The organism is Rhizobium sp. GN54 (assembly GCF_021026345.1).
GTDB lineage: Bacteria > Pseudomonadota > Alphaproteobacteria > Rhizobiales > Rhizobiaceae > Mycoplana.
In genome coordinates, this window is the sequence record NZ_JAJNCZ010000001.1 from 287,446 (window position 1) to 313,453 (window position 26,008).

The window sequence follows — 26,008 nt, forward strand, 5'->3', positions numbered from 1 at the left end:
TGACAAGACAAAGGTGTGCGTTGGTCTTCCCCGGAGCCACTCGCAAGTGTTGACCGTCTATCGATCCAACGGGGAAGCGTTGCTTCTTGTCCCCGAAATGTTGGCAGATTCGGCCTCCGTCCCCGCCGGCGTCGTATGGATCGACCTGCTGCGCCCGACGCATGCGGAAGACGCCTTCGTCGAGACGTTCCTCGGCATCGACGTGCCGACCAAGGACGAGTTGAAGGACATCGAGCCTTCCAGCCGGCTCTACATGCAGGACGGCACGGTCTACATGACCGCCTCTCTCGTCTACAAGGCCGACAGCGACCAGCCGGAACTGACCGACGTCGCCTTCATCCTGACGGACAAGTGCCTGCTGACGATCCGCTACGCCGAGCCCCGGTCCTTCGACCTGTTCAAGGCGGCGATGCCGCGCATCACCGGCGGCTGCCCCTCGGGCACCATGCTGCTGGCGCGCCTGCTCGAAACCGTCGTCGACCGGACCGCGGAAATCCTCGAATCATCCGTCGCCAGGGCCGACACGCTGTCGCTCGAGGTGTTCGGCGACCGGCGACACCTGACGAAACGCCAGCCGCGCTACCTGGAGGACAGGCTGGTCGCCGTCTCCGCGCTGCACCGGCTGGTGGCCAAGACGCGCGACAGCCTGATGTCGCTTTCGCGGTTGATGACGTTCCTCTACGCCGCCCCGGTGCTCCAGCCGGATCGCGAGAGCCGCGAACTGTGCCGCACCGTCTCGCGCGACATCCAGTCCCTGTCGGAGCACGCAAGCTTCATTTCCAGCAACATCTCGTTCCTGCTGGATGCCTCGCTCGGGCTGATCAATCTGGAGCAGAACCAGATCATCAAGATCTTCTCGATCGCATCCGTGGCGCTGCTGCCGCCGACGCTGATCGCCTCGATCTACGGCATGAACTTCGAGTTCATGCCCGAACTTCACGCCACCTATGCCTACCCGCTGTCGCTCGCCGCGATGGTCGCCTCGGCCGTGATCCCGTTCTTCTTCTTTCGCTGGAAAGGCTGGCTCTAGGGCCTGTTGACCGCAATGCCTCATACCGAAACCCATGCCGCAGCCGGGCACAGCCGTGCGCGTACGCTCCTGATCCTCGCGATCGGGTCGGTAGGCGTCGTCTACGGCGATATCGGCACGAGCCCCCTCTATGCTTTCCGCGAGGCGCTCCGCCCGATCTCGCATGACGGCGTCACCTGGGACGAGGTCGTGGGCCTCATCTCGCTGGTGATCTGGACGCTGACGATCATCGTCACCCTGAAATACGTGCTGTTCCTGCTGAGGGCCGACAACCAGGGCGAGGGCGGCACGCTGTCGCTCTTGGCGCTGTTGATGAAGACCGCCAACGGCCACAAGGCCATCCTGTTCTTCATGGGGCTTGCGGGTGCCGCCCTCTTCATCGGCGACGCGATGATCACGCCGGCGCTGTCGGTACTTTCCGCCGTGGAAGGCCTGAAGCTGGTGACACCGGCGCTCGAGGAATACGTCGTCCCGATCTCCGTCGTCATCCTCGTCGCGCTGTTCGCCGTCCAGTCCTGGGGAACGGCGGCGGTCTCGAAGTTCTTCGGGCCGATCACCATCCTGTGGTTCCTGGTGATGGGTGTTGCGGGCGCTTACCACCTGGGCGACGATCTCAGCATTCTTCTGGCCTTCAACCCTGCCTATGCGATCAACTTCCTCTACCAGGACGGCTATCTCGGCTTCGTTGTCCTGGGTGCGGTGTTCCTGACGGTGACGGGCGCCGAGGCGCTCTATGCTGACCTCGGCCATTTCGGCCGCAGGCCGATCCAGTGGGCCTGGTTCTGCCTCGTGTTCCCGGCGCTGACGCTGAACTATCTGGGGCAGGGGGCGCTGGTGCTGAAGCATCCCGAGGCGATCGCCAATCCGTTCTTCCTGCTGTTTCCGCAATGGGCGCTGCTGCCGGCCGTGATCCTTGCGACGGCGGCCACGATCATTGCCAGCCAGGCGGTCATCACCGGCGCGTTCTCGATCACCCGGCAGGCGATCCACCTCGGCTTCCTGCCGCGCATGGAGATCTTCCACACCTCCGAGACGCAGACCGGCCAGATCTACCTGCCGGCGGTCAACGCCATCCTGCTCTTCGGCGTCATGCTGCTCGTCTTCGTCTTCGCCTCGTCGGAAGGGCTGGCCACGGCCTATGGCATCTCGGTCACCGGTGCCATGGTGGTGACCACTGTGCTCGCCTTCGAGTTCCTGCGCATGCGCTGGCGCTGGAAGGCGACGACGGCAGCACTCGTGCTGCTGCCGCTGCTTTTGCTCGAACTGACGTTCCTGGGCGCCAACCTCTTGAAGATCCACGACGGCGGCTATGTTCCGATCTTGATCGCGGCGACCTGCATGATCATGATGTGGACCTGGGTGCGCGGCACCGCGCTCCTGCGCGAGAAGACGCGGCATATCGAGGTGCCGCTGGAATCCTTCGTGAAATCGATCGAGAAGAAGAGCGCCCACGCCCCCGTCTCGGTCTCCGGCACGGCGATCTTCCTGACCAGCGATCCGGAATCGGCGCCGGCGGCGCTCTTGCACAACATCAAGCACAACCGCGTCCTGCATGAGCAGAACTTCATCCTGACGATCACCTCGATGAACACGCCCAAGGTGGCCCCGGCCGAACGCTGCAGCATGGAACGGCTCTCCGACCGCTTCGCCCGCATCCAGATCCGCTTCGGCTTCATGGAAACGCAGAATGTGTCCCAGGCGCTGGGGCTGTTCCGCAAGTCGGGCGTGAAGTTCGATATCATGACGACCTCGTTCTACCTCGGCCGCCGCAAGCTCGTTCCCGACCGCCACTCCGGCATGCCGCACTGGCAGGACCGCCTCTACATCGCCATGGCCAATGCCGCCGTCGATCCCTCCGACTATTTCCGCCTGCCGACCAACCGCGTCGTGGAACTCGGATCCCAGGTCATCATCTGAGCGTGGTCATCCTCTGAGGGCAGGCCCGCTCGCGAAGACGTGATCGCGGTGGGCGGCGGCATAGATTTTCCTGCCCGGCAGGACGCGCACCGTTAACCGTCCATCAAGGTTAATTCTTCATTCTCGGTCAACGAACAGGCCGAAATCATCCCGCGTCGCCGGGGTGGGCTTCAGCAGAGTATTTGCCAGCAGGTACAGCGCCGTCCCGGTGATCGGGGCGCCGATCCCGCTCGGCCGCGTTGTCGGAGTGTGACGTTGCGTAAGAGTTGCGTTGGAATGATGAGTGAGGCCCTGCCGCAGACCCTGTTGCCGGTCCTGTCGCGCGTCTTGCCGCGCACCTTGCCTCCGAAGAACTGGCGCGCACCGCTTGCCCTCGGCGTCGCCCTCTTTTCCGCCTCCGCCTTCGATGTCGGGCATGCCGACCTCGCCACCTTCGTCTCGGGCGTCAACCGCAAGGGTGGCAACCAGCAACTGGTCATGACCCGCGCGCCGGCCGGCGCCATCCATGCGGTCGACATCGCCTTCAACGACCCGATCACCACCGGCGCGCTCGCCGGCGGCGCCGGGATCGAGCTGCCGGGCGGCGGCGAGGCCTCGCTGCTCAACGCCCGCAAGGGGCAGGGCGGCACGCCCGACGAGGACCGCGTCACCCGCGGCAGGAAGAAGGGCCGTATCGTCGCCGTCACCCCGGTCGCGCCGCCGAAGGCCTTTTCCGCCGGTTCCGTGCTCGACCGGCAGGCGTCGCTGATGATCGATCCCGAGTTCGACGCCAAGGAACGCATGCGGTTCGTCTCGCCGAAGATCCGCGGCAAGGAGATCGAGATCGCCACCGCCTTCTACCGCAAGAAGGCCGTGATCGCGGATCCGGGCGTGCCGTCGATCCTGGCCGGCCTCGTCACCAACGATCGCGCCGACGTGCTCGCCACGGCTTACGCGCCGACGGAGCCGGACTATGCGCGCGTCTCGCCCTTTGATTCGATTCTCGCCGGCAAGGGGGTCGACAACGGCCGTTTCGTCCCCGAGATCGCTCCGGAGGATCATGCCTGGGCGGCGACGGTGCTGCCGGCGACGGTCTTTTCCGCAGCCGAGCAGAAGTGCCTGACGACCGGCATCTATTTCGAGGCGAGGGGAGAAAGCCTCAAGGGCCAGGCCGCCGTCGCCCAGGTGATCCTGAACCGCGTGCGCAACCCCGCCTATCCGGGCACCATCTGCGGCGTCGTCTACCAGGGCGAAAAGCTGCGCACCGGCTGCCAGTTCTCGTTTACCTGCGACCGCATCCCCGATCTCGTGCTGGCGCCCTGGCACTGGAAGACCGCCAGGGAGATCGCCATGGCCGTGACCGCGGGCAAGATCTGGCTGCCGGAAGTCGGCTCCTCCACCCACTACCACGCCACCTACGTGCGGCCGAAATGGGGCCCGACGATGAAGCGCGTCGCCAAGATCGGCAAGCACGTGTTCTACCGGACCTACGGCGGCGGCTGGATCTGAGGCGGGGCGGCCCTGCCGCCCGGGCTGCGACATGTCGCAGCGTCGCGCATGATTCCCCGGCCGTCATCTGCCGGGAATCGTGGAGAAGATGTCAAATATCTGATATTGTTCGGTTAATTTCGCGCTGGTCAAAGCTTTCCCCCGCCTTGACTATGCAAGCCCCTAAAACTATGTTGCGCCCGACTTCAATCGGGCCTGAAGCTGGCTTAAAACCTAGCCGTGAATATGACCGCAATAGGGCGCATGCGCCCGGGCGGAGCGGGAGGGAAGCGCCATGAAGGGCAGCCGCAAGGAAAGTCTGGAAGAACGTCTGCAGCGTCTCGACGCCGAACTCGCAAAGAGGCGCACCGAGGACCATGCGGACGATGCCGCCGAGGAGAAGGCAGCCGAAAGCCGGAAGGGCTATGCGGTCGCCATGAAGCTCTCCAGCGAGTTCGTGGCCGCGGTCATCGTCGGCGCGCTTCTGGGCTATCTTGTGGACCGATTTGCCGGTACGGCTCCCTGGGGGATGATCGTGCTGTTGCTGCTCGGCTTCTGCGCGGGCGTGCTGAATGTGATGCGGTCGGCTGGTTTGGTGGCATCTCCCCATCCCGTCGACCGGATGGCCGGCAGGGATGCCTCCGGCAAGACGAATGCGAACGGGGACGGTGCGTAAGCGTCGTCCGGCCCAAGAGGAATATCCGCCCCGTGGGCGGCAAACGAGAGAGAACAAGCGGTGGCAAACGATCCGACCCATCAGTTTCTGGTCAACAAGATTGTTCCGATCGAGATTGGCGGAATCGATTTCTCGTTCACCAATGCGTCGCTGTTCATGGTCGCCTCCGCCGCGGTCGCCTCGGGCTTCCTCTACATGACCACCTCGCAGCGCGGCATCATTCCGAGCCGCCTGCAGTCGGTCTCCGAGATGTCCTACGAATTCATCGCCTCGATGCTGCGCGAAGGTGCCGGCAGCGGCGGCATGAAGTTCTTCCCGATGGTGTTCTCGCTGTTCATGTTCATCCTGACGGCGAACCTGCTCGGCATGATGCCGTATTTCTTCACGGTCACCAGCCAGATCATCGTCACCTTCGCGCTGGCGCTGTTCGTCATCGGCACCGTCGTCCTCTACGGTTTCTACAAGCACGGCTTCGGCTTTTTGAAGCTGTTCGTGCCGCACGGCGTCCCCGGCGCGCTTCTTCCGCTCGTCGTCGCGATCGAGATCATCTCGTTCCTGTCGCGCCCGATCTCGCTCTCCGTCCGTCTCTTCGCCAACATGCTGGCTGGACACATCACGCTCAAGGTGTTCGCAGGCTTCGTCGCCTCGCTCGGAACCCTCGGCGCGCTGGGTATCGGCGGCGCGATCCTGCCCCTCATCATGACGGTCGCCCTGACCGGTCTCGAGTTCCTCGTGGCATTCCTGCAGGCCTACGTCTTTGCGGTACTGACGTGCATGTACCTCAATGACGCGATCCACCCGGGCAGCCACTAAGGATAAAGTCGTTGGTGCGTTCCGCACCAGTCCAAGCCGCAACAACCCATTCGAAGGAGTTCATCATGGAAGCGGAAGCAGCAAAGTACATCGGCGCAGGTCTCGCATGCTTTGGCATGGCCGGCACGGCCCTCGGCCTCGGCAACATCTTCGGCAACTACCTCGCCGGCGCCCTGCGCAACCCGTCTGCTGCTGACGGTCAGTTCGGCCGCCTCGTATTCGGCTTCGCCGTTACGGAAGCTCTGGGCATCTTCTCGCTGCTCATCGCTCTGCTGCTGCTCTTCGCCGTCTGATACGGCTCGAAGACCGGACCACGGCTCTCTCTCAGGAGCCGTGGTCCGCTTGATATTTGAGTGCACCTGGAGGTGAGCATGTCTGCGACCGCGGCCAAGGCCGAGTCCATCCCATTCAAGATCGCTCAGGCCGAGACCACGACGGAGACGCACGACGCCGCTCCGGCAGGTGATGCGCATGGCGCCGCCCCGGCTGGCGAACTGCACACCGAAACGGGGGTCGCGCATGGCGAAGAGCACGGAAGCGGCGTCTTCCCGCCCTTCGACGCCTCGACCTTCCCCTCCCAGCTCCTGTGGCTGGCGATCACCTTCGGTATCTTCTACCTGGTCATGTCCAAGGTCATCGTGCCGCGCATCGGCTCGATCCTCGAGACGCGCCACGACCGCATCGCCCAGGATCTCGACGAGGCCTCGCGCCTGAAGGCCGAGGCCGACAACGCGATCTCGACCTATGAAAAGGAGCTGGCGGACGCCCGCGCCAAGGGCAACGTCATCGCCACCGAGGCGCGCGAAGCCGCCAAGGCCAAGGCCGACGCCGAGCGCCTGAAGAACGAGGAAAGCCTCAACGGCAAGATCGCCGCCGCCGAGACCCGCATCGCCGGGATCAAGGAAAAGGCGCTTGCCGACGTCGGCGCGATCGCCGAGGAAACCGCAGCCGCCGTTGTCGAGCAGCTGATCGGCGGCAAGACCACCAAGGCCGAGATCTCGGCTGCGGTGAAGGCCGCGGCGAAGTAAGGAGCGGACGACCATGGCATTTGATGCAACTTTCTACGCCTTCGTCGGCCTCGTCCTGTTCCTGGCCCTGATCGCCTATCTCAAGGTTCCGGCCATGATGGGCAGCGCGCTGGACCAGCGGGCCGAGAAGATCTCCAACGATCTCGCCGAGGCCAAGCGCCTGCGCGAGGAGGCCCAGAGCCTGCTGGCCGAATACCAGCGCAAGCGCAAGGAAGCCGAGGCCGAGGCCGCCTCGATCGTCGCCGTCGCCCAGCGCGAGGCCGAGGCGCTGGCCGCCGAGGCCAAGCAGAAGACGGAAGAATATGTGGCACGCCGCACGGCGCTGTCGGAACAGAAGATCAAGCAGGCCGAGGCCGACGCCATCAACGCCGTCCGCTCCGCTGCCGTCGATCTCGCCATCGGCGCGGCAGAGACCGTGCTGGCGGCCAAGAAGGACGCGGAGATCGGCAAGTCGCTGTTCGACAAGGCCGTCTCGGAGGTCAAGGCACGGCTGAACTGAGGTTCGACCGAAGCCTGCAAATGAAATGAGGCCGGAGCGATCCGGCCTTTTTTCGTTGCGGACGCTGGTAAGGGGTTATGTCTCGGGAGCCTTCGTCGGGCGCGTGGCATCTGGCATTCGCGCGCCGGTTCTGCGGCTTCTCCGTGCAGGCGGTCGGCGGTCGATGGGCATGGCGGATTTCGCCGGTGAGTTGATGCGGCGGACGTTTCGCGTGGGCCTCCGGCGGTGCTGCGGCATGGGCTGGCGCTCAACGGCTCGAAGACTGTGTTCAGAAACGTCGAAGGACGAATGTGGCGGATTGGGATCTGCCTCAGGCCAGGCTGCGCACCTGCTTACTCAGAGGCATCCGGGCGGAACGGGCGGAAGCTCATGCGATGCAGGTTGCAGGGGCCGAGGGTGCCGATCGCGTCGCGGTGGCGCTCGGTGCCGTAGCCGGCATGGGTGCCGAAGCCGTAGCCGGGATAGCTGTTGTCGGCGCAGGCCATCATCCGGTCGCGCACGACCTTGGCGACGATGGAGGCGGCGGCGATCGACAGGACCCGCGCATCGCCCTTCACCACCGCACGCCCGGCGCAGGCGAGCCCCGGCGGCACATCAAGCCCGTCGGTCAGCACCAGCCCCGGGCGGACCGTCAGGCCGCAGACGGCCCGGCGCATGGCATCGAGGCTGGCCTTGCGGATGTCGGTCTTGTCGATCCGGCGCGCGCTGCTGGATGCGACGGAGACGACCGAGGTCGCAAGGATCTGTACGAACAGCGCCTCGCGCTTCACGGCCGACAGTTGCTTGGAATCGTGCAGCCCGTCCGGGATCCTGTCCGGATCGAGCACGACGGCGGCGGCGACCACGGGGCCGGCCAGCGGTCCGCGCCCGGCCTCGTCGGCACCGGCCACCGGCCATTGCCCGGCCCGGCGTGCCGAAAGCTCCATCGAGAAATCGGGTCCGGCGGGAAGGTCGAAGAGAAGGGGGGAATCGGTCGTCGCGCGGCGTTTCATGCGGCGAACTTCGCACGGCCGACCGATTCCCCGCAAGTCCCCGGGCGAGGCGGCACCCGGGAACGTCGACATTGCGAGGGGGACAGGGCAATGTCGAATGGAAAGGGCAAGGTGCCGAACCTCGTCAGGAGACGCCGCGCCCGTCGTGGCACGGTGCTACAGCAGCGACAGTTGCACCCCGCTGCCGGACGGCGGCACGAACAGGTCGGCCGAAAGGTTCCGCCGCGTCCGCACCAGCCCCAGCCGCTTCGACGCCAGCTCGAAGCGGCGTGCGATCTGCCAGGCATAGGGACCGGCCCCCTTCATCCGCTTGCCGAATTCGGCGTCGTAGTCCTTGCCGCCGCGCATCGAGCGCACCAGCGACATGACGTGGCGGTAGCGGTCCGGATACTCGCGCAGCAGCCAGTCGCGGAACAGCGGGCTGACCTCCAGCGGCAGGCGCAGGAGCACATAGCTCGCCTCCTGCGCGCCGGCGGCCTTGCCGGAATCGAGGATCTTCTCGATCTCGTGGTCGTTCAGCCCCGGAATGATCGGCGCCACCATGATGCTGACGGGGACGCCGGCTTCCGAAAGCGCGCGCATCGCCTCCAGCCGCCGCGGCGGGGTCGCGGCTCTCGGCTCCATGCTGCGGGCCAGCTTGCGGTCGAGCGTCGTCACCGACAGCCCGACCCAGGCGAGCCCCTTCCTGGCCATGCGCGCGAGGATGTCGATGTCGCGCATGATCAGCGCCGACTTGGTGACGATCGAGACGGGGTGGTTGGCCGTCTCCAGTATCTCCAGGATCTGGCGCATGATCCGCCATTCCTTCTCGATCGGCTGGTAGGGATCGGTATTGGTGCCGATGGCGATCACCCGCGGCTTGTAACCGGGCTTCGAGAGCTCGCGTTCCAGAAGTTTCGGCGCGTCCGGCTTGGCAAAGAGCCTCGCCTCGAAGTCGAGCCCCGCCGAAAGCCCCATGAAGGCATGCGTCGGTCGGGCGAAGCAGTAGATGCAGCCGTGCTCGCAGCCGCGATAGGGATTGACCGAGCGGTCGAAGGGAATGTCGGGGGATTCGTTGCGGGTGATGATGCTGCGCGGCTTTTCGACCTGCACCTCGGTTTTGAAGGGCGGCAGCTCCTCGAGCGTCTGCCAGCCGTCGTCGAAGCGCTCGCGCACCTGCTGCTCGAAACGGCCGGAGAAATTCATCCCGGCGCCGCGCCCGCGACGGCGGTCGATGTCGATCCGCAGGCCGCTCTGCGCCACCAGCGCATCGGCAATGTCGGCCGTATTGGCGGGCGCAAGCGCGCCCTGCCTGAGACTGGACAGGTCTGCCATCGGGGTTCTCCGCAGGGGAATCGTCTCCCCCTCAATGACTTTATTCCTAACGACGAAAGGAGAACAATACAAGAACAAAATGAAGGACGGTGTAATCCGGGTGCGAAAGCGACCAATCTACTACCACTAAGTGCAATCCATGCGTTTGTTGCCAGTGGCGCTGGGTGTTGCGATGCGGTAAGGGTCAGCCATGCTGACGGTCATCATGGAAAGCCGAGACAACGAACCCGAGCTGGCGCAGACCCTGTCCGCGCTGGTGGCGGGCGCCGTGGAGGGCATCGTGCGCGACGTGATCGTGCTCGACCACGGCTCGGACGACGGTTCGTCCCAGGTCGCGGATGCGGCCGGCTGCCGCTTCATGACCGAGTGGAGCGTGGAGGAGATCGTACGCTCCGCCCGCGGCGACTGGCTGCTTTTGCTGGAGCCCGGCGCGCGGCCACTCTTCGGCTGGGTCGATGCGGTTTCCGAGCACGTCTCGCTGAACAAGGGACCGGCGCGCTTCGCCGGATCGCGCAACCATCGCCGGCCGTTCATGCGTCGCCTCGTCGAGCGCCGGCCGCCGCTCGAATGCGGCCTGCTCGTGTCCAAGCGGCAGGCCTGCGCGATCGTGCGCAAGGGCATGAAACTGGACGAACTCGCCACCGGCCTCGCCGCCCGCAAGCTGGTCGCCGAGATCGTTCCCGCCTGGGCTGTCCGGGCGATGCGGGACTAGAGTCCGTCCCCGGCCGAGCAGGCCGGGTCTTGATAACGCGAAAATTGAGCGGACAATGTCGGCGGGCTGTGGCGCGAACTGCGGGAGCTGCGGATGCTGATTGGCACGTGTCACTGCGAGGCAGCACACTGGACGATGACGGGCGATCCGGGACCGGTCACAGCGTGCAATTGCACCCTGTGTCGCCGCTACGGCGCGCTCTGGGCCTATGATTTCGAGGGCGGCGACGACGGGGACGGGCGCATCCGCCTCCACGGCACCACCAGCGCCTTCACCCGCATGGGGAGCAGGCCCTCGCTGGAGATCCGCTTCTGCCCGACCTGCGCATGCGTCCTGTGCTGGCGGGGGCTGAGCCTCGATCCGGACGGGCGCCGGCGCATGGCGGTCAATGTCCGTCTCGCGGCCCCCGAGGCGGTCGCGCACCTGCCGATCGATCACTTCGACGGGCTGGACAGCTTCGACGATCTGCCGCGGGACGGCCGCTGCGTCCGCGACCTGTGGTTCTGAGGCGGATACCGCGCCGGCAGCGGGCGCTTTCGCCTATTTGCGCTTCAGGTGCTCGTCGAGCCGCGGCATGATCTCGACGAAGTTGCACGGCATGTGCCGGTAGTCGAGCTGGCCCTCGAGGATACCGTCCCAGGCGTCGCGGCAGGCGCCGGGCGAGCCGGGCAGGACGAAGATGAAGGTGGCGTTCGCCACGCCGCCGGTGGCGCGCGACTGGATCGTCGAGGTGCCGATCTTGTCGTAGGAGATCCGGTGAAACACCTCCGAAAACCCGTCCATCCGCTTCTCGAACAGCGGTTCCAGCGCTTCCGGGGTGACGTCGCGGCCGGTAAAGCCGGTCCCGCCGGTGGTAATGACGACGTCGATCGCCGCGTCTTTGGTCCAGGCCTCGACCTGCGCGCGGATCGCCTGCCTGTCGTCGGGCACGATGGCGCGGGCGGCGAGCCGGTGCCCGGCCTTCTCCAGCCGCTCCACCAGCGTGTCGCCGGAACGGTCGTCCGAAGGCGTGCGGGTGTCGGAGACGGTGAGCACGGCGATCGAAAGCGGAATGAACGGTCTCGTCTCGTCAAGGCGCGCCATGGCCGTCCTCTCCCTCGAAAGCCGCGCTGGCGATGACGAACCAGCCGGGATGTGCCGCGCCCAGAGCCTGCGCCGCCTCATTGGCCGCCTCCAGGCTGTGATAGAGCCCGAAGCAGGTCGCCCCAGAGCCGGACATGCGCACGAGCACCGGCGCGGTTGCCGCAAGCGCCTGCCGGACCGTCTCGATCTCGGGGCAGAGGGCGGTCGCTGGCGCCTCCAGATCATTGCGCATCGCCTGCAGCGCTGCAAGCCAGCAGGGTCCGGCGGTGCCGGCCTTGGGAACCTTCAGCCGCGGATTGTGCTTGTCCGGCAGGCGCCGGAAGATCTCCGGCGTCGGGACGCCGACAAGCGGATTGACGAGCACCATGGCAAAAGTGGGCAGGTCGGCGCGCAGTTCGATGTCCTCGCCGATCCCGCGGGCGACGAGCGGCCGCGAGGCGAGGCACATCGGCACGTCCGCCCCGAGGCCGAGGGCGATGGCGTCGAGCAGGTCCCGGTCGATCCCGGCGTTCCAGTGGCGCAGCAGCCCGCGCAGGGTCGCCGCCGCATCCGCCGAGCCGCCGCCGATGCCGGAGGCGACCGGCAGGTTCTTCTCCAGGTGCAGGTGGACCGGCGGAGCGGCGATGCCGCGCTCGGTGAGGGCTGCGCGAAGCCGGTCGCGCGCCCTGAGTACGAGATTGTCGGCCCCGGGCGTGTCGTCCAGTTGCGCCGCAAAGCGGCCGGAGAGGGTGAGGCGGTCGGCCCCTGCAGGCGCGATCGAGACACGGTCGCCGAAGGCGGCAAAGGTCACGAGCATGTCCAGCAGGTGATAGCCGTCGGCGCGCTGGCCGACGACATGCAGCGCGAGATTGATCTTCGCCGGCGCCGGCTCCGTCAGCGTGAACCCGGATGCGCCATCGTCGCAAACCATGGAGCGGTCAGGACTTCTTGTCGGGCTCGCCCGGCGCGGGTTCCTTGACCGGTTCCTTCTGCTCGATCGCTTGCGCTGCGGCCGGCGGCGTGTTGCTCTCGTCCGGCAGGCCCTTTTCGATCTTCGCCTTGATCTTCGGGATCTCGGCCTCTTCCGGCTTCAGGCCCAGCGCCCGGTTCCACTGGAAGGTCGCCTCCAGCTTGCGTCCCACCCGCCAGTAGGCGTCGCCGAGGTGGTCGTTGATCGTCGGGTCGCCGGCGCGCAGTTCGGCGGCGCGCTCGAGTTCGGTCACCGCGTCGTCATACTGGCCGAGGCGGAAATAGGCCCAGCCGAGCGAGTCGACGATATAGCCGTCGTCCGGCTTGGCGCTGACCGCGCGGCGGATCATGTCGAGGCCTTCCTCGAGATTGGTGTTCATGTCCACCCAGGAATAGCCGAGATAGTTCAGCACCTGCGGCTGTTCCGGGTTGAGCTCCAGCGCCTTGCGGAAGTTCGGCTCGGCCTGCTCCCACTTCTTCTGCCGCTCGTAGGCGATGCCGCGCTGGAAGTAGATCGTCCATTGCGAGCGGTTGGGCACGTTGCCCATCTGCTCGACGGCGCGGTCGTAGACCTCGCCCATCTCCTTGTATTCCTTCGCATCAGACAGCACGCTGCCATAGGCGAGGTAGCTGCGCATGTCCTTCGGATCTTCGTCGATCAGCGCCTTGAGGTGGGTCTTGGCCTCGTCGACCTTGCCGAGATCGGCAAGCTGCAGGCCGAGCTGCAGCTCGGAGATGCGGCGCATCGGCGAATTCTCCGGCACCTGGCGGTAGAACTCGATCGCCTGTTCCGGCTTCTCCTGGCTCTCCGCAAGCCCGCCGAGCAGCACCAGCGTATCGGCGCTGTCGGGATCGAGCGCGCGCGAGATCTGCAGGTAGAGCGAGACGATATCCTCCGCGCCCTCGCGGTTCAAAGCGCCGCCGATGGAAAACAGCACGCCCGCGGCGCCTTGCGCTGCGGTGCGCACCTGCTGTTCCTGCTTCTCGTCCTTCTCGATGCTGGCGCGCAGCGCCTTCAGCGGCGCATAGCTGGAGACGAGGTTCTCGCCGACCGAGATGGCGTCGAGCGCCTTCTGCTTGTTGCCATCGCGGGCCTCCAGCCGGGCCAGCGCCATCACCGCGCGCATGAAGGTGTCGGGCGCGGCACTGCCGCCGTTGCGGTCGAGGATGGCGTCGTTCAGCCGCTTGCGGGCGGTGTCCTTGTCGCCGGCCGCGGCCGCGATGGCGCCGGCATTGTAGTTCTTGAAGATCGAGAACCAGTCGGGCCCGTCGAGGTCGCTGATGCCGGCAAGCGCCTGCTTGGCCTTGCCGTCGCCGAATTTCGCCCAGGACAGAAGCAGCCCGTTCATCATGCGGTCGAGGTCGTTCGGGCCGCTATAGACGAGGATCTTCTCGGCCGTGCGGTATTCGCGCTTGCGGATGGCGTCCATGCCGCGCACGACAGTGGTGATGCGCTCGACGGCCGGATCGTCCTTCAGCGCCTCGGCAAGCTTGACGCCGTCCTTGAACTCGCCGTCGAGCAGCAGCGTGATCATCAGCCGCTCCTTGACCTCGGTGTTGGTCGGGTCGAATTGCAGCGCGATCCGGTAGAGCTCGATCGCCGTCTTGTAGTCCTTGTCGACGTCCGCCGTCCGGGCGGCCAGGAAGGCGCCCGAGAAGGTGTCGACGGCTTTCGGGTCGAAGGTCACGGTCTCTGCGGCAGCGGCCGGCTCTTCCGCCCTTGCGGCCAACGGGCCGGCAAGCGTGACGCCGGCAAGGATCGCGGCGCTGGAAAGAAGCCGGATGAAAAGGGAATGCCGCATGCAGATGCCTTTCACTTGGGGGACGGCGGGCATGCCGCTCGTCGGATCGTCACGATCCTGTCCAAATCAGCGTGGACTCATGACCACAGAGAATGGCTTTTTTGGCGCGGTGCGGCAAGAAAATCCATCGCCCGCGGCGCGCAATCTTTCGTAATCAGCTGACGCGGGAAATACAGAAGTCGATCACTTCCAGGAGCGCGGACTTCCACGGGCTTGCCGGCAGGGGGGCGAGCGCGTCGCGGGCGATCATGCCATAGTGCTGCGCGCGCGCGATCGTGTCGGACAGGCCGCCATAGCGGGTGATCAGGCCGAGCGCATGCTCGAGGTTCTGCTCGTCGCTCTCGCCGCCCTCGATCGCCTTGCGCCAGAAGGCGCGGTCCTCGGCGGTGCCGCGGCGCCAGGCGAGGATGACGGGGAGGGTGATCTTGCCCTCGCGGAAATCGTCGCCGACGTTCTTGCCGAGATCGGCGGCCTTGCCGCCATAATCCAGCGCGTCGTCGACGAGCTGGAAGGCGAGCCCCAGGTTCATGCCGTAGGATTTCAGCGCATTGCGCTCCGCCCGGCCGGTATTGGCGACGATCGGGCCGACTTCGGCGGCGGCGGCGAACAGCGCGGCGGTCTTGGCGCGGATGACTTCGAGATAGTCGTCCTCGGTCGTCTCCATGTTCTTGGCGACCGAAAGCTGCAGCACCTCGCCCTCGGCGATCACGGTCGCGGCCGAGGAGAGCACGTCGAGCGCCTCGAGCGAGCCGACTTCGACCATCATCTTGAAGGCCTGGCCGAGCAGGAAGTCGCCGACCAGCACGCTCGCCTGGTTGCCCCAGATCATCCGGGCGGTGGACTTGCCGCGGCGCAGGTCGCTCTCGTCGACGACGTCGTCGTGCAGAAGCGTGGCCGTGTGCATGAACTCGACGCTGGTGGCGAGCTTGACGTGATGGTCGCCCTCGTAGCCGAACATCGAGGCGGAGGCGAGCGTCAGCATCGGCCGCAGGCGCTTGCCGCCGGACGAGATCAGGTGGTTCGCCACCTCCGGAATCATCTGGACGTCGGAGCCGGCCTTGGAGAGGATCAACTGGTTGACGCGCTCCATGTCGGCTTTCGTCAGGTCCACCAGGGGCTTTACCGATGCCAGTTTGTTTTTGCCTTCGTCCAGCGGTATCACGACGCCCACGTGCGGGGACTCCTGTTCAATTCTGTCGCGGGACAATAGAAAGGGGGGGCTGCGGGAGCAAGAGGCGAATTGACAAGCCGGCGAAAATAAGACGGAAAAGGGAATGATCGAACTCATCCGGACCAACGACGCGGTGCTGCTCTCCTTTGCCGAGAGCCTGATGAAGGATGCCGGCATCCACTGCTTCATCGCCGACGAGGGCATGAGCATCCTCGAGGGCTCGCTCGGCATGCTGCCGCGCCGCCTGCTGGTCGAGGCCGACCGCGAAGACGACGCCCGCAAGATCCTCAAGGATGCCGGGCTCGGCGCGGAGTTGCGCTCGTGAAGGTGTCGAGATCGCCCCTCACCCTAACCCTCTCCCCGCAGGCGGAGCGAGGGGACGTGGCCTGCGCAACGCTGGAGAATGTCGCAGGCGATGCGACGCGTGTCCTTCTCCCCGCTCGCGGGGAGAAGGTGCCGGCAGGCGGATGAGGGGCAAAGTCCGGTGATCGCAGCCGCTGATACCGTCGACGCCTTTCACCGCGGCCGGTTCCATCTGGTCCAGCCGAAGGGAGGCGGCCATCGCTCCGGCATGGACGCGATGCTGCTCGCCGCGCTGGTCGCGGGCGAGGGGGACATCAGCGTCGCCGACCTCGGCGCCGGCGCCGGCGCGGCGGGGCTGGCGGTGGCGTCCCGCATCGAGGGCGCCCGCGTGCTGCTGGTCGAGCGCTCCCCGGCCATGGCCGACTATGCGCGAAAGAGCCTGGCGCTGCCCGAGAACGCCCGTCTCGCCGGCCGCGTCTTAGTCCTCGAGGCCGACGTCACCCTGACTGGCCGGGCGCGGCTCGCAGCCGGGCTCGCCGACGAGGTGCACGACCATGTCGTCATGAATCCGCCCTTCAACGACGCCTCCGACCGGCGCACGCCGGACGCGCTGAAGGCCGAGGCGCATGCGATGGAAGACGGCCTGTTCGACCGGTGGATCCGCACCGCCGGCGCGATCATGAAGCCCGGTGGCCAGCTCTCGCTGATCGCCCGGCCGGAATCCATCGCTGATATCATTGACGCCTGCGGCAAGCGCTTCGGCGGCATTGAGATCACGGCCCTTCATCCCCGCCCCGGCGAGAGCGCGGTGCGTATCCTCGTCACCGCCGTCAAGGGCTCGCGGGCGCGGCTCGTGCTGCGTGCGCCGCTGGTCATGCACGAGGACGACAGCCACCGCTTCTCCGCCTTCGTCGACGACCTCAACAACGGCCGCGCCGCCTATCCGCGGCTCGGGCGCACGCGGGCGAAGGGCGCATCCGGGCCCGCGGCTTCCTGATACCAAGCTGCACCGATTTTGCGCCCCGGCCATTGCGTTTTACCGCCGCGTGCATACATCTGGCGATAACGCAAAATGGGAGACTGACAAGCGCGATGGCCGGATTTTTGAGGAAGTTGATGCCGAAGCGGTTCCGCAAGGAGGGCGTCACAATTCCGGTCGTGCGGTTGCAGGGCGCCATCATGGCCGGCGGCAGCCAGCTCCGCCCCGCGCTCAACCTCGCCGCCGTCGCGCCGGTGCTGGAGAAGGCCTTTTCCGACAAGGCCGCCCCCGCCGTCGCCATTTCCATCAATTCGCCCGGTGGTTCGCCGGTGCAGTCGCGGCTGATCTTCCAGCGTATCCGCGATCTCGCGGCGGAGAAGAACAAACGCGTGCTCGTCTTCGTCGAGGACGTGGCCGCCTCCGGGGGCTACATGATCGCGCTGGCCGGCGACGAGATCTTCGCCGACCCGACCTCGATCGTCGGCTCGATCGGTGTCGTGTCCGGCGGCTTCGGGTTTCCGGAGCTCTTGAAGAAGATCGGCGTCGAGCGGCGCGTCTATACCGCCGGCGAGAACAAGGTCATCCTCGATCCGTTCAAGCCGGAGCGGGAATCCGACATCGACTACCTGAAGTCGCTGCAGGTCGAGATCCATGCCGTCTTCATCGATATGGTCAAGGCGCGGCGGGGCACCCGGCTCGCCGACGATCCGGACATCTTCTCCGGCCTGTTCTGGACCGGCCAGCGCGGGCTGGCGCTCGGCCTGATCGACGGGCTGGCCGACATGCGCGGCGAGATCCGCCGCCGCTACGGCGCCAATGCCGCCCTGCGCCTGGTCTCGCCGGCGCGCGGCCTGTTCGGCCGCAAGGTGCCGGGCGTCGGCTCGGGGCTGCTATCGCTCGCCGGCGAGAGGGCCGGGGCCGCCGGCGTCGGCGCGCTTGCGGAGATCGCCGAGGAAAAGGCGCTCTGGGCGCGTTACGGCCAGTAGGACCGGGGGAAGGGACCGCATGGCACAGATCATATTCCTGCTTCTGGTCGTCGCCGTCGCCTGGTACGGCTACCGCAAGTTCGTCACCGATGCCGAGCGGCTGACCCGCAAGCGCCGCGCCGCCGAACGGGAGCGCCAGAACGACGCGATCGGCACCCTCATCAAGGACCCGAAGACCGGCGAATACCGCCTGCGCCGCGACGACGAATAGCCGCCGACTGTCCGCCCCCGCGGGACTTGTCTTCTTCTCCCTGTGCCTGAGTGTGCCGATACGGCGCAGAAGCCGGCGCCGGTAAGGTTAACGGCGTATAAATGCCGGGTGGGCGCCGCTGAGAGATTGCGCCGGCGGGGCGGAACCGCGACATCTGCCATTCCTGATTGAATGCACGGGAAGGAAGATCCAATGGCCTCGCTCGACCTCGCCGGCCTGCGCACCATCGTCGTCACCGGCGGCGCCGGCTTCATCGGCTCGCATGTGGTGGACGATCTGCTGCGCGCCTGCCCGGCTGCCGAGATCCGCGTGCTCGACGCCTTCACCTACGCCGCCGACATGGCCAATCTCGACGGTGCCATGCGCATCGGCCGCGTCACTTTGCGCCAGGGCGACGTCGGCAATCTCGATCTCGTCTCCGACGTCCTGCGCGGCGCCGAACTCGTCGTCCATGCCGCCGGCGAAAGCCATGTCGAGCGCGCGCTGGTCGCGCCCGAGCGGGCGAGCCTCTCCAACGCTATCGGCACGCAGGTGCTGGTCGAGGCGATGGCGCTGCGCCGCGTGCCGCTGATGATCCATGTCGGCACCGCCGAGGTCTATGGCGCCGCAACCGCCATGCCGTCCGAGACCGCGGCGATGCGGCCGGACAATCCGCTCGCCGCCTCCAAGGCCGCAGCCGAGATGCTGCTTGCCGGGCTGCGGCCGCTGCACGATCTCGACATCCGCGTGCTGCGCCCCGTCAACGTCATCGGCACGCGCCAGAACGCCGAGAAGCTGGTGCCGCGCTTCCTCGAACTCGCAGCCGTCGGCAAGCCGCTGTCGGTGCATGGCAACGGCAACCAGCGCCGCGCCTTCGTCGCCGTGTCGGATTTCTGCTCCGCCCTTCGAGCCGTCGTTACCCGCGGCGAGAAGAACGGCGTCTACAATGTCGCAGCCCCCGGCAGCCATTCCATCCTCGACGTCGCCCGCATGGTCCTCGATGCCGTGCCGGACCCTGTGGCGGGCGTCGTCTTCACCGGCGGCCGTCCGGCCAACGTCACCCGCCCGGCGGTGTCGACGGCGGCACTGGAGGCGCTCGGCTGGCGCCCCGAGGCGACGCTCGCCGGTGAGATGAAGCATCTCGCCGGCTGGTACCGCGCCCGCCTGTCGCCGGCCTCGCGCACCGTCTTCCGCACCGTTCCGGGGCTTGCGCCCGGCCGGGCGGCGGCCACCACCCAGCCCGCGGGCTCCGGCCTGTTCCGCTCGCTCGAGCGGCACTGAAGCGCCAAAGGAAGGTCAATTGGCAGGCCGCACCCTTGACCCTGCGGCCCCGCCGTGGCACCTGTCCGCCCGATCTTCAAGACCATCCGGACCGGACCGATGACCCTGCCAACGCCTGCTGCTGCGCTGCCCGACCACATGCACCCGACCCGCTCCTTCCAGGGGCTGATCCTGACGCTCCACAACTACTGGGCGGACAAGGGATGCGCGGTGCTGCAGCCCTACGACATGGAGGTCGGCGCCGGCACCTTCCATCCGGCGACGACGCTCCGCGCGCTCGGGCCGAAGCCGTGGAAGGCGGCCTATGTCCAGCCCTCGCGCCGCCCCTCCGACGGCCGCTACGGCGAGAACCCCAATCGCCTGCAGCACTATTACCAGTACCAGGTGATCCTGAAGCCGAACCCGTCCAACCTGCAGGAACTCTACCTCGGCTCGCTCGAAGCGATCGGGCTCGATCCGCTGCTGCACGACGTCCGTTTCGTCGAGGACGACTGGGAAAGTCCGACGCTCGGCGCCTGGGGGCTCGGCTGGGAATGCTGGTGCGACGGCATGGAAGTTTCCCAGTTCACCTATTTCCAGCAGGTCTGCGGCATCGAGTGCGCGCCGGTTTCGGGCGAACTGACCTACGGGCTGGAGCGGCTGGCCATGTACGTGCAGGGCGTCGACAACGTCTACGACCTGAACTTCAACGGCCGCGAGGGCGAGGACAAGATCACCTATGGCGACGTCTTCCTGCAGGCCGAGCAGGAATATTCCCGCCACAACTTCGAATTCGCCGACACCGCGATGCTGCATCGCCATTTCATCGATGCGGAGAAGGAATGCCTGGCGCTTCTTGCAGCCGGAGCCCCGGGCGATGCCGACAACAGGCGCCTGCACAAGTGCGTCTTCCCGGCCTACGACCAGTGCATTAAGGCGTCCCACGTCTTCAACCTGCTCGACGCCCGCGGCGTGATCTCCGTCACCGAGCGCCAGAGCTACATCCTGCGCGTCCGCACGCTCGCAAAAGCCTGCGGCGAAGCCTTCCTGCTCACCGAAGCCGGCGGCGTGAACTGGGTCGAGAAGGCGGCGTGATAGATGGTGGCCCGTGCGTCGCCCGCCGGGCTGCGGTGCGTCGTCGCGATCATCATGCCGATATCTCCATATAGAAGCCGGTGAACGAAGGCTCGAGGCCGTCCGGCGCCGGATGCCCGCCCGTCGGAACCTGGCAGGCATGGGTCTGCAGCGCGCGCCGCACGCCGACCGGACGCTCGGGCACGGCTGCGGCCGTATAGGCGAGGAAGAGGGCGGCAAGGCCGAGGACGTCGAGGGTGAGGGCGAGCTTCTTCATGGTGACGGACGCTGGCTTGGGGCGCTGACTTTGCACGCCGGTCTGGCCGAGTTCGGATGTGGCCCCGGGGTTGATCGAAAGCCCAGTATCGCCACCGCCGGGCGATCGCGCGGTTCCCGGGGGAACAGGCAGCGCCGGCACGATCCTGTTGAAAGGACAGCGTGAAACGTCCCACGAGCCGGCGTTGTCGCCGGCCTTGCGACCCTAAGGCGTTTTCCACGGGCAACCGGCGCGCGAAGGGCCGAAGGGGCTTTCCTCCGCCCGCGCGGATGCTAAGGTCGCGGCAATCGGCTCGCCCTATGGAGGACAGGATGATCGGTCTGGCAATCGCAGCGGTGGTCGCGCTCTACGCGATCATCCTCTATAACGGCCTGGTGAAGGCGCGGCAGGTCAAGGAGGAGGCCTGGTCCGGCATCGACGTGCAGTTGAAGCGCCGCGCCGACCTGATCCCGAACCTGGTCGAGACCGTGAAGGGCTATGCCACGCACGAGCGCGAAACCTTCGAGCAGGTGGTGGAACTGCGCAACAGGGCGCAGGCCGTGCCCGCCGGCGATGTCCAGGGCCGCGCCGTCGCGGAGGGCCTGCTCGGCCAGGCGCTCGGCAAGCTCGTCGCGCTCGCCGAAGCCTATCCCGACCTGAAGGCGAGCCAGAATTTCAGCGAGTTGCAGGCCTCGCTCCAGGAGGTCGAGGACGAACTCCAGATGGCGCGCCGCTACTACAACGGTGCTGCCCGCGATCTCAACGTCAAGGTCGAGAGCTTCCCCTCCAGCCTGCTCGCCAGCGCTTTCTCCTTTGCCAAGGCGCCCTATTTCGAGATCGAGAATCCCGCCGACCGCGCCGTGCCGACGGTGAAGTTCTAAGGGACCGGCCGATGGTCGCCCGCATCGCAGCCACGCTCCTCCTCCTCCTGGCCATGGTCGGCGCGGGACGGGCGGAGGAGGTCATCTCCGCCTTCCACGCCGATATCGACGTGGCCAGGGACGGGGAGATCACCGTCACCGAGACGATCACCGTCAATGCGGAGGGCGACCGCATCCGTCGCGGCATCTACCGCGATTTCCCGCTCACTTTCATCGATGCGGGAGGGCGCACGCGCAAGGTGGATTTCGAGATCCTGGACGTGCGCCGCGACGGTGCCGAGGAACCCTATCGCTCCGAGAGCGCAGGTCCCGGCATCCGCATCTATCTCGGCTCCGCCGACGTGACGCTGCGGCCGGGACGGCATGTCTACGAGCTGACCTACCGCACCTCCCGCCAGATCCGCTATTTCGACACGCACGACGAGCTCTTCTGGAACGTCACCGGCACCGAATGGGCTTTTCCGATCGTCGCGGTGTCTGCGGCGGTGACGCTGCCCGCCGGCGTCGAGCCGCAGGAGCTGACCTATTTCACCGGCGCCTATGGCGACACCGGCAAGAATGCCCGCGCCAGCGCCTCCGGCAACCGGGCCGAGTTCGTCACCACGCGGAGGCTCGCCCCGCATCAGGGGCTCACGATCGGCGTCATGATGCCGGCCGGCAGCATCGATCCGCCCGGCGCCACGCAGGAGCGGCTGTGGTTTCTCAAGGACAATGCCGGCGCCCTCATCGGCATCGGCGGTCTCGTGCTGGTCGGCCTCTACTATCTGCGCGCCTGGAACAGGGTCGGACGCGATCCGCCGCGCGGCGTCATGGTCCCCCGCTGGGACGCGCCGGACGGCGCCTCGCCGGCGCTGCTCAACTACATCGACAACCGCGGCTTCGGCGGCGCAGGCTGGACGGCCCTGTCCGCAGCTCTTCTGAGCCTCGCCGTCAAGGGCTTCGTCACTCTCGACGACCTGAAGAACGCGATCGTCGTCACCCGCACCGACAAGCCGCTGGACGGAAAGCTCCCGGCCGGCGAGAGCGCGCTGTTGAAGGCCGTCGGCGCCTCGGAGGAGCCCTTTGCCATCGACAAGGCGAACGGCAAGGCGGTGCAGTCGCTCGGCAGCCGCTTCCGCAGCGCCATGGAGGCCGAACACCGCGGCAAGTACTACCGCGCCAACTGGGGCTATGTCGCCGGCGGCGTCGCGCTGTCGGCCGCCTGCCTCGCAGCGTTGCTGGTCTTCGGCCGACTGGACGAGGAGGGGATCGCGCTGGTGATCGTCCCCGCCGCGGCCGCCTTCTTCCTCTCGGTCTTCGCGACCACCTTCGGTAAGTCGCTGCGCGGTGCGCGCAGCCTGTCCCAGCGCATCATGACCGTGCTGATGATCGCCTTCTTCGGCTTCGTCTTCCTCACCGTGTTCGGCGCGGTGCTGGCCGGCGTCGTCGCAAGCGGCATCCGCGACGGGCTGCTGCCGGTCCTCTCGGGCGTCGGCGGCATCCTGCTGCTCAACCTGCTGTTCTTCTTCCTGATGGGCGCGCCGACGCCGATCGGGCGGAAGATGATGGACGGCATCGACGGGCTGCGGCAGTACCTGACGCTCGCCGAGAAGGAGCGGATGAACATGGCCGGCGCGCCGGAAATGTCGCCGCGCCACTATGAGACGCTTCTGCCCTATGCGGTGGCGCTCGGCGTGGAAAAACCCTGGTCGCAGACCTTCGAGCGCTGGCTCGCCACCGCCGCCGCGGGTGTCGCCGCCGCGAGCTACCAGCCCGCCTGGTACGGTGGCCACGGCATCGGCTCCGGCGCCTTCGCCGACCGCATGGGCGACTTCGCCGGCTCCATGGCCGGCACCCTGACCGCCTCTCTCCCGCCCCCGCCCAAGAGCTCGTCCTCCGGCTTCTCCGGCAGCTCCGGCGGCGGCGGCTTTTCGGGCGGCGGAGGCGGCGGAGGAGGGGGTGGGGGATGGTAGGTCTCCAGCGTCGCCTTTGCGGGAAGGCGAAAGACGTCTACCATTGAGCCGAACCGGGGAAGAGACGATGAGTGTAGCCAACATGCCTGCGATCCATCCCGGCGAGATCCTCAGGGACCTCTATCTGGAGCCGCTGGACATGAGTGCCGGTGCGCTGGCGAAGCAGTTGAATGTGCCGCGCACGCGCATCGAGCGCATCGTCACGGAGAAGATCGGCATCACCTCCGACACCGCACTCCGGTTGGCAAGATATTTCGATACGACGCCGGAATTCTGGATGAACCTGCAGACCGGCTATGACCTGAAGGTCGAGGCGGAGCGCATGCATGACGAGATCGACCGCATTCCTGTTCACCGGGCCGCCTGAACGGCGACTTTTCCGCCGGGGCACGGATGACTTTTTGCTTGAGGCTTGCTAAGTCCGCCGCAGTCCAACGATCTGCCAGAAAAGCATCCCATGCCCGATCTCCTGCTTGAGCTCCGTTCCGAGGAAATTCCCGCCCGCCTGCAGCGCAAGGCGGCAGGCGACCTGCGCAAGCTCGTCACCGACGCCCTCGTCGAGGCGGGGCTGACCTATGAGGGTGTCCGCGAATACTGGACGCCGCGCCGGCTGACGCTCGACATCCGCGGCCTGAACGCCCGCTCCGCCGACGTCCGCGAGGAGCGAAAGGGTCCGCGCACGGATGCGAACGATAAGGCGATCGAGGGCTTCCTGCGCGGCGCGGGGCTGGCCTCCATCAGCGAGGCGCATGTCCACAGCGATCCGAAGAAGGGCGATTTCTATGTCGCCCACATCGTCAAGCCGGGCCGGGCGGCCGAAGAGATCATCGCCGAGGTGATGCCGGGCATCATCCGCAACTTCCCCTGGCCGAAGCCGATGCGCTCGGGCGCGGCCTCGGCAAGGTCCGGCGCGCTGCGCTGGGTGCGCCCGCTGCAGTCGATCGTCTGCCTGTTCGGCTCGGAGACCGAAGAGACGCGCGTCGTGCCCTTCGAGGTCGACGGCATCGTCGCCTCCAACGTCACCTACGGCCATCGGTTCCACGCGCCGGAGCCGATCACGGTGCGCCGTTTCGAAGACTATGCCGCAGCGCTGGAAAAGGCGAAGGTCATCCTCGACGCCGAGCGCCGCAAGCAGATCATCGCCACCGACGCCAGGAACATCGCCTTTGCCAACGGCCTGGAACTGGTCGAGGACGAGGGGCTCCTGGAAGAGGTCTCCGGCCTCGTCGAATGGCCGCAGGTGCTCATGGGCACCTTCGAGGAGGCGTTCCTGGCGATCCCCGCCGAGATCATCCGCCTGACGATCAAGACCAACCAGAAGTGCTTCGTCACCCGGCCGGCCGGCGGCGAGGGCCTGTCCAACCATTTCATCCTCGTCTCCAATATCGAGGCGAAGGACGGCGGCAAGGAGATCGTCCACGGCAACGGCAAGGTGGTGCGCGCCCGCCTGTCGGACGCCCGCCACTTCTGGACCCGCGACCAGCACGACCTGCCGGATCTGGAGACGCTGACGGCGTCGGCCGAGAAGTTCGGCCTCGACCTGAAGAAGCCGCTCGACCAGCGCATGGCCAAGCTCGACGCCCTGGACGTCACCTTCCACGCCAAACTCGGCACGCAGGGCAAGCGCGTGCAGCGCATCCGCGCGCTCGCCGCCGAACTCGCCAAGGTCACCGGCGCCGATCCGGCTCTCGTCGACCGCGCCGTCGTGCTCGCCAAGGCCGACCTGCGCACCGAGGCCGTCGGCGAGTTCCCCGAACTCCAGGGCATCATGGGCCGCAAATACGCTCTTCTGCAGGGCGAGGACCCGGCGGTGGCCGAAGCGATCGAGGATCACTACAAGCCACAGGGCCCCTCCGACCGCGTGCCCACCGACCCGGTCGCGATCACCGTGGCCCTGGCCGACAAGCTGGACACGCTGGTAGGCTTCTGGGCCATCGACGAGAAGCCCACGGGCTCGAAGGATCCCTATGCACTGCGGCGGGCGGCGCTGGGGGTTGTGCGGATCTTGCTGGAGAAGGGTATCCGGTTGCCGCTCATGTCTGTGGTCAGCGACCCGGACCTCGTTTCCTTCTTCCACGACCGCCTCAAGGTCTATCTCCGCGATCTCGGCGCCCGTCATGACCTGATCGACGCCGTGCTGACGTCCGATTCCGACGACCTGCTCATGGTCGCCCGCCGCGTCGAGGCGCTGACGGCGTTCATCACCTCCGAGGACGGAAAGAACCTGCTCGCGGGCACCAAGCGGGCGACGCAGCTGCTCGCCGCCGAAGAGAAGAAGGGCACGGTCGTCGCCGACGGCGTCTCCGTCGATCTCTTCCGCCTGCCGGCCGAGAAGGACCTGCGCGAGGCGATCGTCATCGCCTCGCGCGAGGCGGCCGCGGCCGTTGCCGGCGAAGACTTCCGCTCGGCCATGGAGGCGCTGTCGAAGCTGCGCGCGCCGGTCGACCGGTTCTTCGACGACGTGCTCGTCAACGACGAGGACGCGGCGATCCGGGCAAACCGGCTGGCCCTGCTCGCCGCGATCCGCGCGGCCACCGGCACGGTCGCCGATTTTTCGAAGATCGCCGGCTGACGACGGAAACGCAGACGCCCAACGCATATCAAGACGCCGGGCGGCAAGTTGGATCTACCCTCCCCTTGAGGGGGAGGGTCGGAGCGAAGCTCCGGGGTGGGGT

Annotated in this window: 27 protein-coding genes; 20 read left to right on the forward strand and 7 right to left on the reverse strand. The window is 66.8% G+C overall.

What is annotated here, in order from left to right:
* Nucleotides 1-46 precede the first annotated feature (46 nt).
* The 8 genes from LQK81_RS01355 to LQK81_RS01390 all read left to right on the forward strand — a co-directional run bounded on the left by LQK81_RS01355 (nucleotide 47) and on the right by LQK81_RS01390 (nucleotide 7,430).
* Complete coding sequence (locus LQK81_RS01355) at nucleotides 47-1,030, forward strand: magnesium transporter CorA family protein (protein WP_230802876.1); 984 nt, start codon at nucleotides 47-49, stop codon at nucleotides 1,028-1,030.
* A gap of 15 nt (nucleotides 1,031-1,045) precedes the next feature.
* Nucleotides 1,046-2,947 (forward strand): potassium transporter Kup, encoded by a 1,902-nt coding sequence (locus LQK81_RS01360; protein WP_230802877.1) that lies wholly within the window; start codon nucleotides 1,046-1,048, stop codon nucleotides 2,945-2,947.
* Between the two features lie 279 nt (nucleotides 2,948-3,226).
* Nucleotides 3,227-4,435, forward strand: coding sequence for a cell wall hydrolase (locus tag LQK81_RS01365; RefSeq protein WP_230802878.1), 1,209 nt, complete (start codon nucleotides 3,227-3,229; stop codon nucleotides 4,433-4,435).
* Nucleotides 4,436-4,709: 274 nt separating this feature from the next.
* Entirely contained in the window at nucleotides 4,710-5,090 is a 381-nt protein-coding gene (locus LQK81_RS01370) for an AtpZ/AtpI family protein (protein WP_230802879.1), read from the forward strand.
* A 60-nt stretch (nucleotides 5,091-5,150) separates the two neighbouring features.
* Nucleotides 5,151-5,903, forward strand: a complete 753-nt coding sequence (locus LQK81_RS01375) for a F0F1 ATP synthase subunit A (protein WP_230802880.1) — start codon at nucleotides 5,151-5,153, stop codon at nucleotides 5,901-5,903.
* Nucleotides 5,904-5,968: 65 nt separating this feature from the next.
* Complete coding sequence (locus tag LQK81_RS01380; RefSeq protein WP_097135489.1) at nucleotides 5,969-6,196, forward strand: F0F1 ATP synthase subunit C; 228 nt, start codon at nucleotides 5,969-5,971, stop codon at nucleotides 6,194-6,196.
* 78 nt (nucleotides 6,197-6,274) lie between these two features.
* A complete protein-coding gene (locus LQK81_RS01385; RefSeq protein ID WP_230802881.1) occupies nucleotides 6,275-6,931 on the forward strand; it encodes a F0F1 ATP synthase subunit B in 657 nt (218 codons plus the stop codon).
* Nucleotides 6,932-6,944: 13 nt separating this feature from the next.
* Nucleotides 6,945-7,430: a F0F1 ATP synthase subunit B gene (locus LQK81_RS01390; protein ID WP_230802882.1), complete on the forward strand. Its 486-nt coding sequence runs from the start codon at nucleotides 6,945-6,947 to the stop codon at nucleotides 7,428-7,430.
* A 332-nt stretch (nucleotides 7,431-7,762) separates the two neighbouring features.
* Here LQK81_RS01390 and LQK81_RS01395 read toward each other — a convergent pair whose 3' ends face one another.
* Nucleotides 7,763-8,422: a ribonuclease HII gene (locus tag LQK81_RS01395; RefSeq protein ID WP_230802883.1), complete on the reverse strand. Its 660-nt coding sequence runs from the start codon at nucleotides 8,420-8,422 to the stop codon at nucleotides 7,763-7,765.
* Between the two features lie 156 nt (nucleotides 8,423-8,578).
* Nucleotides 8,579-9,736 carry a PA0069 family radical SAM protein gene (locus LQK81_RS01400; RefSeq protein WP_230802884.1) on the reverse strand — a complete coding sequence of 386 codons (1,158 nt, stop codon included), beginning with the start codon at nucleotides 9,734-9,736 and terminating at the stop codon, nucleotides 8,579-8,581.
* A 190-nt stretch (nucleotides 9,737-9,926) separates the two neighbouring features.
* Here LQK81_RS01400 and LQK81_RS01405 point away from each other — a divergent pair, with 190 nt between their 5' ends.
* Nucleotides 9,927-10,448 (forward strand): glycosyl transferase, encoded by a 522-nt coding sequence (locus tag LQK81_RS01405; protein ID WP_230802885.1) that lies wholly within the window; start codon nucleotides 9,927-9,929, stop codon nucleotides 10,446-10,448.
* A 93-nt stretch (nucleotides 10,449-10,541) separates the two neighbouring features.
* The gene (locus LQK81_RS01410; protein WP_230802886.1) at nucleotides 10,542-10,955 is read left to right on the forward strand and encodes a GFA family protein; all 414 of its coding nucleotides are present in this window, start codon (nucleotides 10,542-10,544) and stop codon (nucleotides 10,953-10,955) included.
* Nucleotides 10,956-10,988: 33 nt separating this feature from the next.
* On the opposite strand, the gene moaB is transcribed toward LQK81_RS01410, so the two are convergent.
* From moaB to LQK81_RS01430, 4 genes are all read right to left on the reverse strand, one after another.
* Nucleotides 10,989-11,531 carry a molybdenum cofactor biosynthesis protein B gene (moaB, locus tag LQK81_RS01415; RefSeq protein ID WP_230802887.1) on the reverse strand — a complete coding sequence of 181 codons (543 nt, stop codon included), beginning with the start codon at nucleotides 11,529-11,531 and terminating at the stop codon, nucleotides 10,989-10,991.
* Entirely contained in the window at nucleotides 11,518-12,441 is a 924-nt protein-coding gene (locus tag LQK81_RS01420) for a 4-(cytidine 5'-diphospho)-2-C-methyl-D-erythritol kinase (protein WP_230802888.1), read from the reverse strand. The genes moaB and LQK81_RS01420 overlap by 14 nt, the downstream gene beginning before the upstream one ends.
* A 7-nt stretch (nucleotides 12,442-12,448) precedes the next feature.
* Nucleotides 12,449-14,281 carry a tetratricopeptide repeat protein gene (locus tag LQK81_RS01425; RefSeq protein ID WP_230802889.1) on the reverse strand — a complete coding sequence of 611 codons (1,833 nt, stop codon included), beginning with the start codon at nucleotides 14,279-14,281 and terminating at the stop codon, nucleotides 12,449-12,451.
* A 154-nt stretch (nucleotides 14,282-14,435) separates the two neighbouring features.
* Nucleotides 14,436-15,452, reverse strand: a complete 1,017-nt coding sequence (locus tag LQK81_RS01430) for a polyprenyl synthetase family protein (protein ID WP_230802890.1) — start codon at nucleotides 15,450-15,452, stop codon at nucleotides 14,436-14,438.
* 103 nt (nucleotides 15,453-15,555) lie between these two features.
* Here LQK81_RS01430 and LQK81_RS01435 point away from each other — a divergent pair, with 103 nt between their 5' ends.
* The 6 genes from LQK81_RS01435 (at nucleotide 15,556) to LQK81_RS01460 (ending at nucleotide 20,265) form a co-directional block, all read left to right on the forward strand.
* Nucleotides 15,556-15,777, forward strand: a complete 222-nt coding sequence (locus LQK81_RS01435) for a putative signal transducing protein (RefSeq protein ID WP_230802891.1) — start codon at nucleotides 15,556-15,558, stop codon at nucleotides 15,775-15,777.
* 162 nt (nucleotides 15,778-15,939) lie between these two features.
* Complete coding sequence (locus LQK81_RS01440; RefSeq protein WP_230804370.1) at nucleotides 15,940-16,752, forward strand: tRNA1(Val) (adenine(37)-N6)-methyltransferase; 813 nt, start codon at nucleotides 15,940-15,942, stop codon at nucleotides 16,750-16,752.
* 95 nt (nucleotides 16,753-16,847) lie between these two features.
* Nucleotides 16,848-17,720 carry a S49 family peptidase gene (locus LQK81_RS01445; protein ID WP_230802892.1) on the forward strand — a complete coding sequence of 291 codons (873 nt, stop codon included), beginning with the start codon at nucleotides 16,848-16,850 and terminating at the stop codon, nucleotides 17,718-17,720.
* A gap of 19 nt (nucleotides 17,721-17,739) precedes the next feature.
* The gene (locus LQK81_RS01450) at nucleotides 17,740-17,931 is read left to right on the forward strand and encodes a hypothetical protein (protein WP_230802893.1); all 192 of its coding nucleotides are present in this window, start codon (nucleotides 17,740-17,742) and stop codon (nucleotides 17,929-17,931) included.
* 192 nt (nucleotides 17,932-18,123) lie between these two features.
* Nucleotides 18,124-19,191 (forward strand): dTDP-glucose 4,6-dehydratase, encoded by a 1,068-nt coding sequence (locus LQK81_RS01455; RefSeq protein ID WP_230802894.1) that lies wholly within the window; start codon nucleotides 18,124-18,126, stop codon nucleotides 19,189-19,191.
* 138 nt (nucleotides 19,192-19,329) lie between these two features.
* Complete coding sequence (locus LQK81_RS01460; RefSeq protein ID WP_442967074.1) at nucleotides 19,330-20,265, forward strand: glycine--tRNA ligase subunit alpha; 936 nt, start codon at nucleotides 19,330-19,332, stop codon at nucleotides 20,263-20,265.
* Between the two features lie 52 nt (nucleotides 20,266-20,317).
* Here LQK81_RS01460 and LQK81_RS01465 read toward each other — a convergent pair whose 3' ends face one another.
* Nucleotides 20,318-20,521: a hypothetical protein gene (locus tag LQK81_RS01465; protein WP_230802896.1), complete on the reverse strand. Its 204-nt coding sequence runs from the start codon at nucleotides 20,519-20,521 to the stop codon at nucleotides 20,318-20,320.
* A gap of 311 nt (nucleotides 20,522-20,832) precedes the next feature.
* Between LQK81_RS01465 and LQK81_RS01470 the strand changes: the two genes are divergently transcribed.
* From LQK81_RS01470 to glyS, 4 genes are all read left to right on the forward strand, one after another.
* Complete coding sequence (locus LQK81_RS01470) at nucleotides 20,833-21,381, forward strand: LemA family protein (protein WP_230802897.1); 549 nt, start codon at nucleotides 20,833-20,835, stop codon at nucleotides 21,379-21,381.
* 11 nt (nucleotides 21,382-21,392) lie between these two features.
* Complete coding sequence (locus tag LQK81_RS01475; protein ID WP_230802898.1) at nucleotides 21,393-23,333, forward strand: DUF2207 domain-containing protein; 1,941 nt, start codon at nucleotides 21,393-21,395, stop codon at nucleotides 23,331-23,333.
* 67 nt (nucleotides 23,334-23,400) lie between these two features.
* Nucleotides 23,401-23,700, forward strand: coding sequence for a HigA family addiction module antitoxin (locus LQK81_RS01480; RefSeq protein WP_230802899.1), 300 nt, complete (start codon nucleotides 23,401-23,403; stop codon nucleotides 23,698-23,700).
* A gap of 90 nt (nucleotides 23,701-23,790) precedes the next feature.
* Nucleotides 23,791-25,905, forward strand: a complete 2,115-nt coding sequence (glyS, locus tag LQK81_RS01485) for a glycine--tRNA ligase subunit beta (RefSeq protein WP_230802900.1) — start codon at nucleotides 23,791-23,793, stop codon at nucleotides 25,903-25,905.
* The last annotated feature ends 103 nt before the right edge of the window (nucleotides 25,906-26,008 follow it).

Excerpts from the sequence above, each read along its gene's own strand:
- LQK81_RS01380 (WP_097135489.1), top strand. The coding sequence starts at position 5,969 with ATGGAAGCGGAAGCAGCAAAGTACATCGGCGCAGGTCTCGCATGCTTT.
- LQK81_RS01365 (WP_230802878.1), top strand. The coding sequence starts at position 3,227 with ATGAGTGAGGCCCTGCCGCAGACCCTGTTGCCGGTCCTGTCGCGCGTC.
- LQK81_RS01450 (WP_230802893.1), top strand. The coding sequence starts at position 17,740 with ATGGCACAGATCATATTCCTGCTTCTGGTCGTCGCCGTCGCCTGGTAC.
- LQK81_RS01455 (WP_230802894.1), top strand. The coding sequence starts at position 18,124 with ATGGCCTCGCTCGACCTCGCCGGCCTGCGCACCATCGTCGTCACCGGC.
- LQK81_RS01385 (WP_230802881.1), top strand. The coding sequence starts at position 6,275 with ATGTCTGCGACCGCGGCCAAGGCCGAGTCCATCCCATTCAAGATCGCT.
- LQK81_RS01420 (WP_230802888.1), bottom strand. The coding sequence starts at position 12,441 with ATGGTTTGCGACGATGGCGCATCCGGGTTCACGCTGACGGAGCCGGCG.
- LQK81_RS01425 (WP_230802889.1), bottom strand. The coding sequence starts at position 14,281 with ATGCGGCATTCCCTTTTCATCCGGCTTCTTTCCAGCGCCGCGATCCTT.
- LQK81_RS01405 (WP_230802885.1), top strand. The coding sequence starts at position 9,927 with ATGCTGACGGTCATCATGGAAAGCCGAGACAACGAACCCGAGCTGGCG.
- LQK81_RS01435 (WP_230802891.1), top strand. The coding sequence starts at position 15,556 with ATGATCGAACTCATCCGGACCAACGACGCGGTGCTGCTCTCCTTTGCC.
- LQK81_RS01370 (WP_230802879.1), top strand. The coding sequence starts at position 4,710 with ATGAAGGGCAGCCGCAAGGAAAGTCTGGAAGAACGTCTGCAGCGTCTC.
- LQK81_RS01390 (WP_230802882.1), top strand. The coding sequence starts at position 6,945 with ATGGCATTTGATGCAACTTTCTACGCCTTCGTCGGCCTCGTCCTGTTC.
- LQK81_RS01475 (WP_230802898.1), top strand. The coding sequence starts at position 21,393 with ATGGTCGCCCGCATCGCAGCCACGCTCCTCCTCCTCCTGGCCATGGTC.
- LQK81_RS01410 (WP_230802886.1), top strand. The coding sequence starts at position 10,542 with ATGCTGATTGGCACGTGTCACTGCGAGGCAGCACACTGGACGATGACG.
- moaB (WP_230802887.1), bottom strand. The coding sequence starts at position 11,531 with ATGGCGCGCCTTGACGAGACGAGACCGTTCATTCCGCTTTCGATCGCC.
- LQK81_RS01360 (WP_230802877.1), top strand. The coding sequence starts at position 1,046 with ATGCCTCATACCGAAACCCATGCCGCAGCCGGGCACAGCCGTGCGCGT.
- LQK81_RS01480 (WP_230802899.1), top strand. The coding sequence starts at position 23,401 with ATGAGTGTAGCCAACATGCCTGCGATCCATCCCGGCGAGATCCTCAGG.
- LQK81_RS01470 (WP_230802897.1), top strand. The coding sequence starts at position 20,833 with ATGATCGGTCTGGCAATCGCAGCGGTGGTCGCGCTCTACGCGATCATC.
- LQK81_RS01465 (WP_230802896.1), bottom strand. The coding sequence starts at position 20,521 with ATGAAGAAGCTCGCCCTCACCCTCGACGTCCTCGGCCTTGCCGCCCTC.
- LQK81_RS01445 (WP_230802892.1), top strand. The coding sequence starts at position 16,848 with ATGGCCGGATTTTTGAGGAAGTTGATGCCGAAGCGGTTCCGCAAGGAG.
- LQK81_RS01395 (WP_230802883.1), bottom strand. The coding sequence starts at position 8,422 with ATGAAACGCCGCGCGACGACCGATTCCCCCCTTCTCTTCGACCTTCCC.
- glyS (WP_230802900.1), top strand. The coding sequence starts at position 23,791 with ATGCCCGATCTCCTGCTTGAGCTCCGTTCCGAGGAAATTCCCGCCCGC.
- LQK81_RS01400 (WP_230802884.1), bottom strand. The coding sequence starts at position 9,736 with ATGGCAGACCTGTCCAGTCTCAGGCAGGGCGCGCTTGCGCCCGCCAAT.
- LQK81_RS01460 (WP_442967074.1), top strand. The coding sequence starts at position 19,330 with ATGCACCCGACCCGCTCCTTCCAGGGGCTGATCCTGACGCTCCACAAC.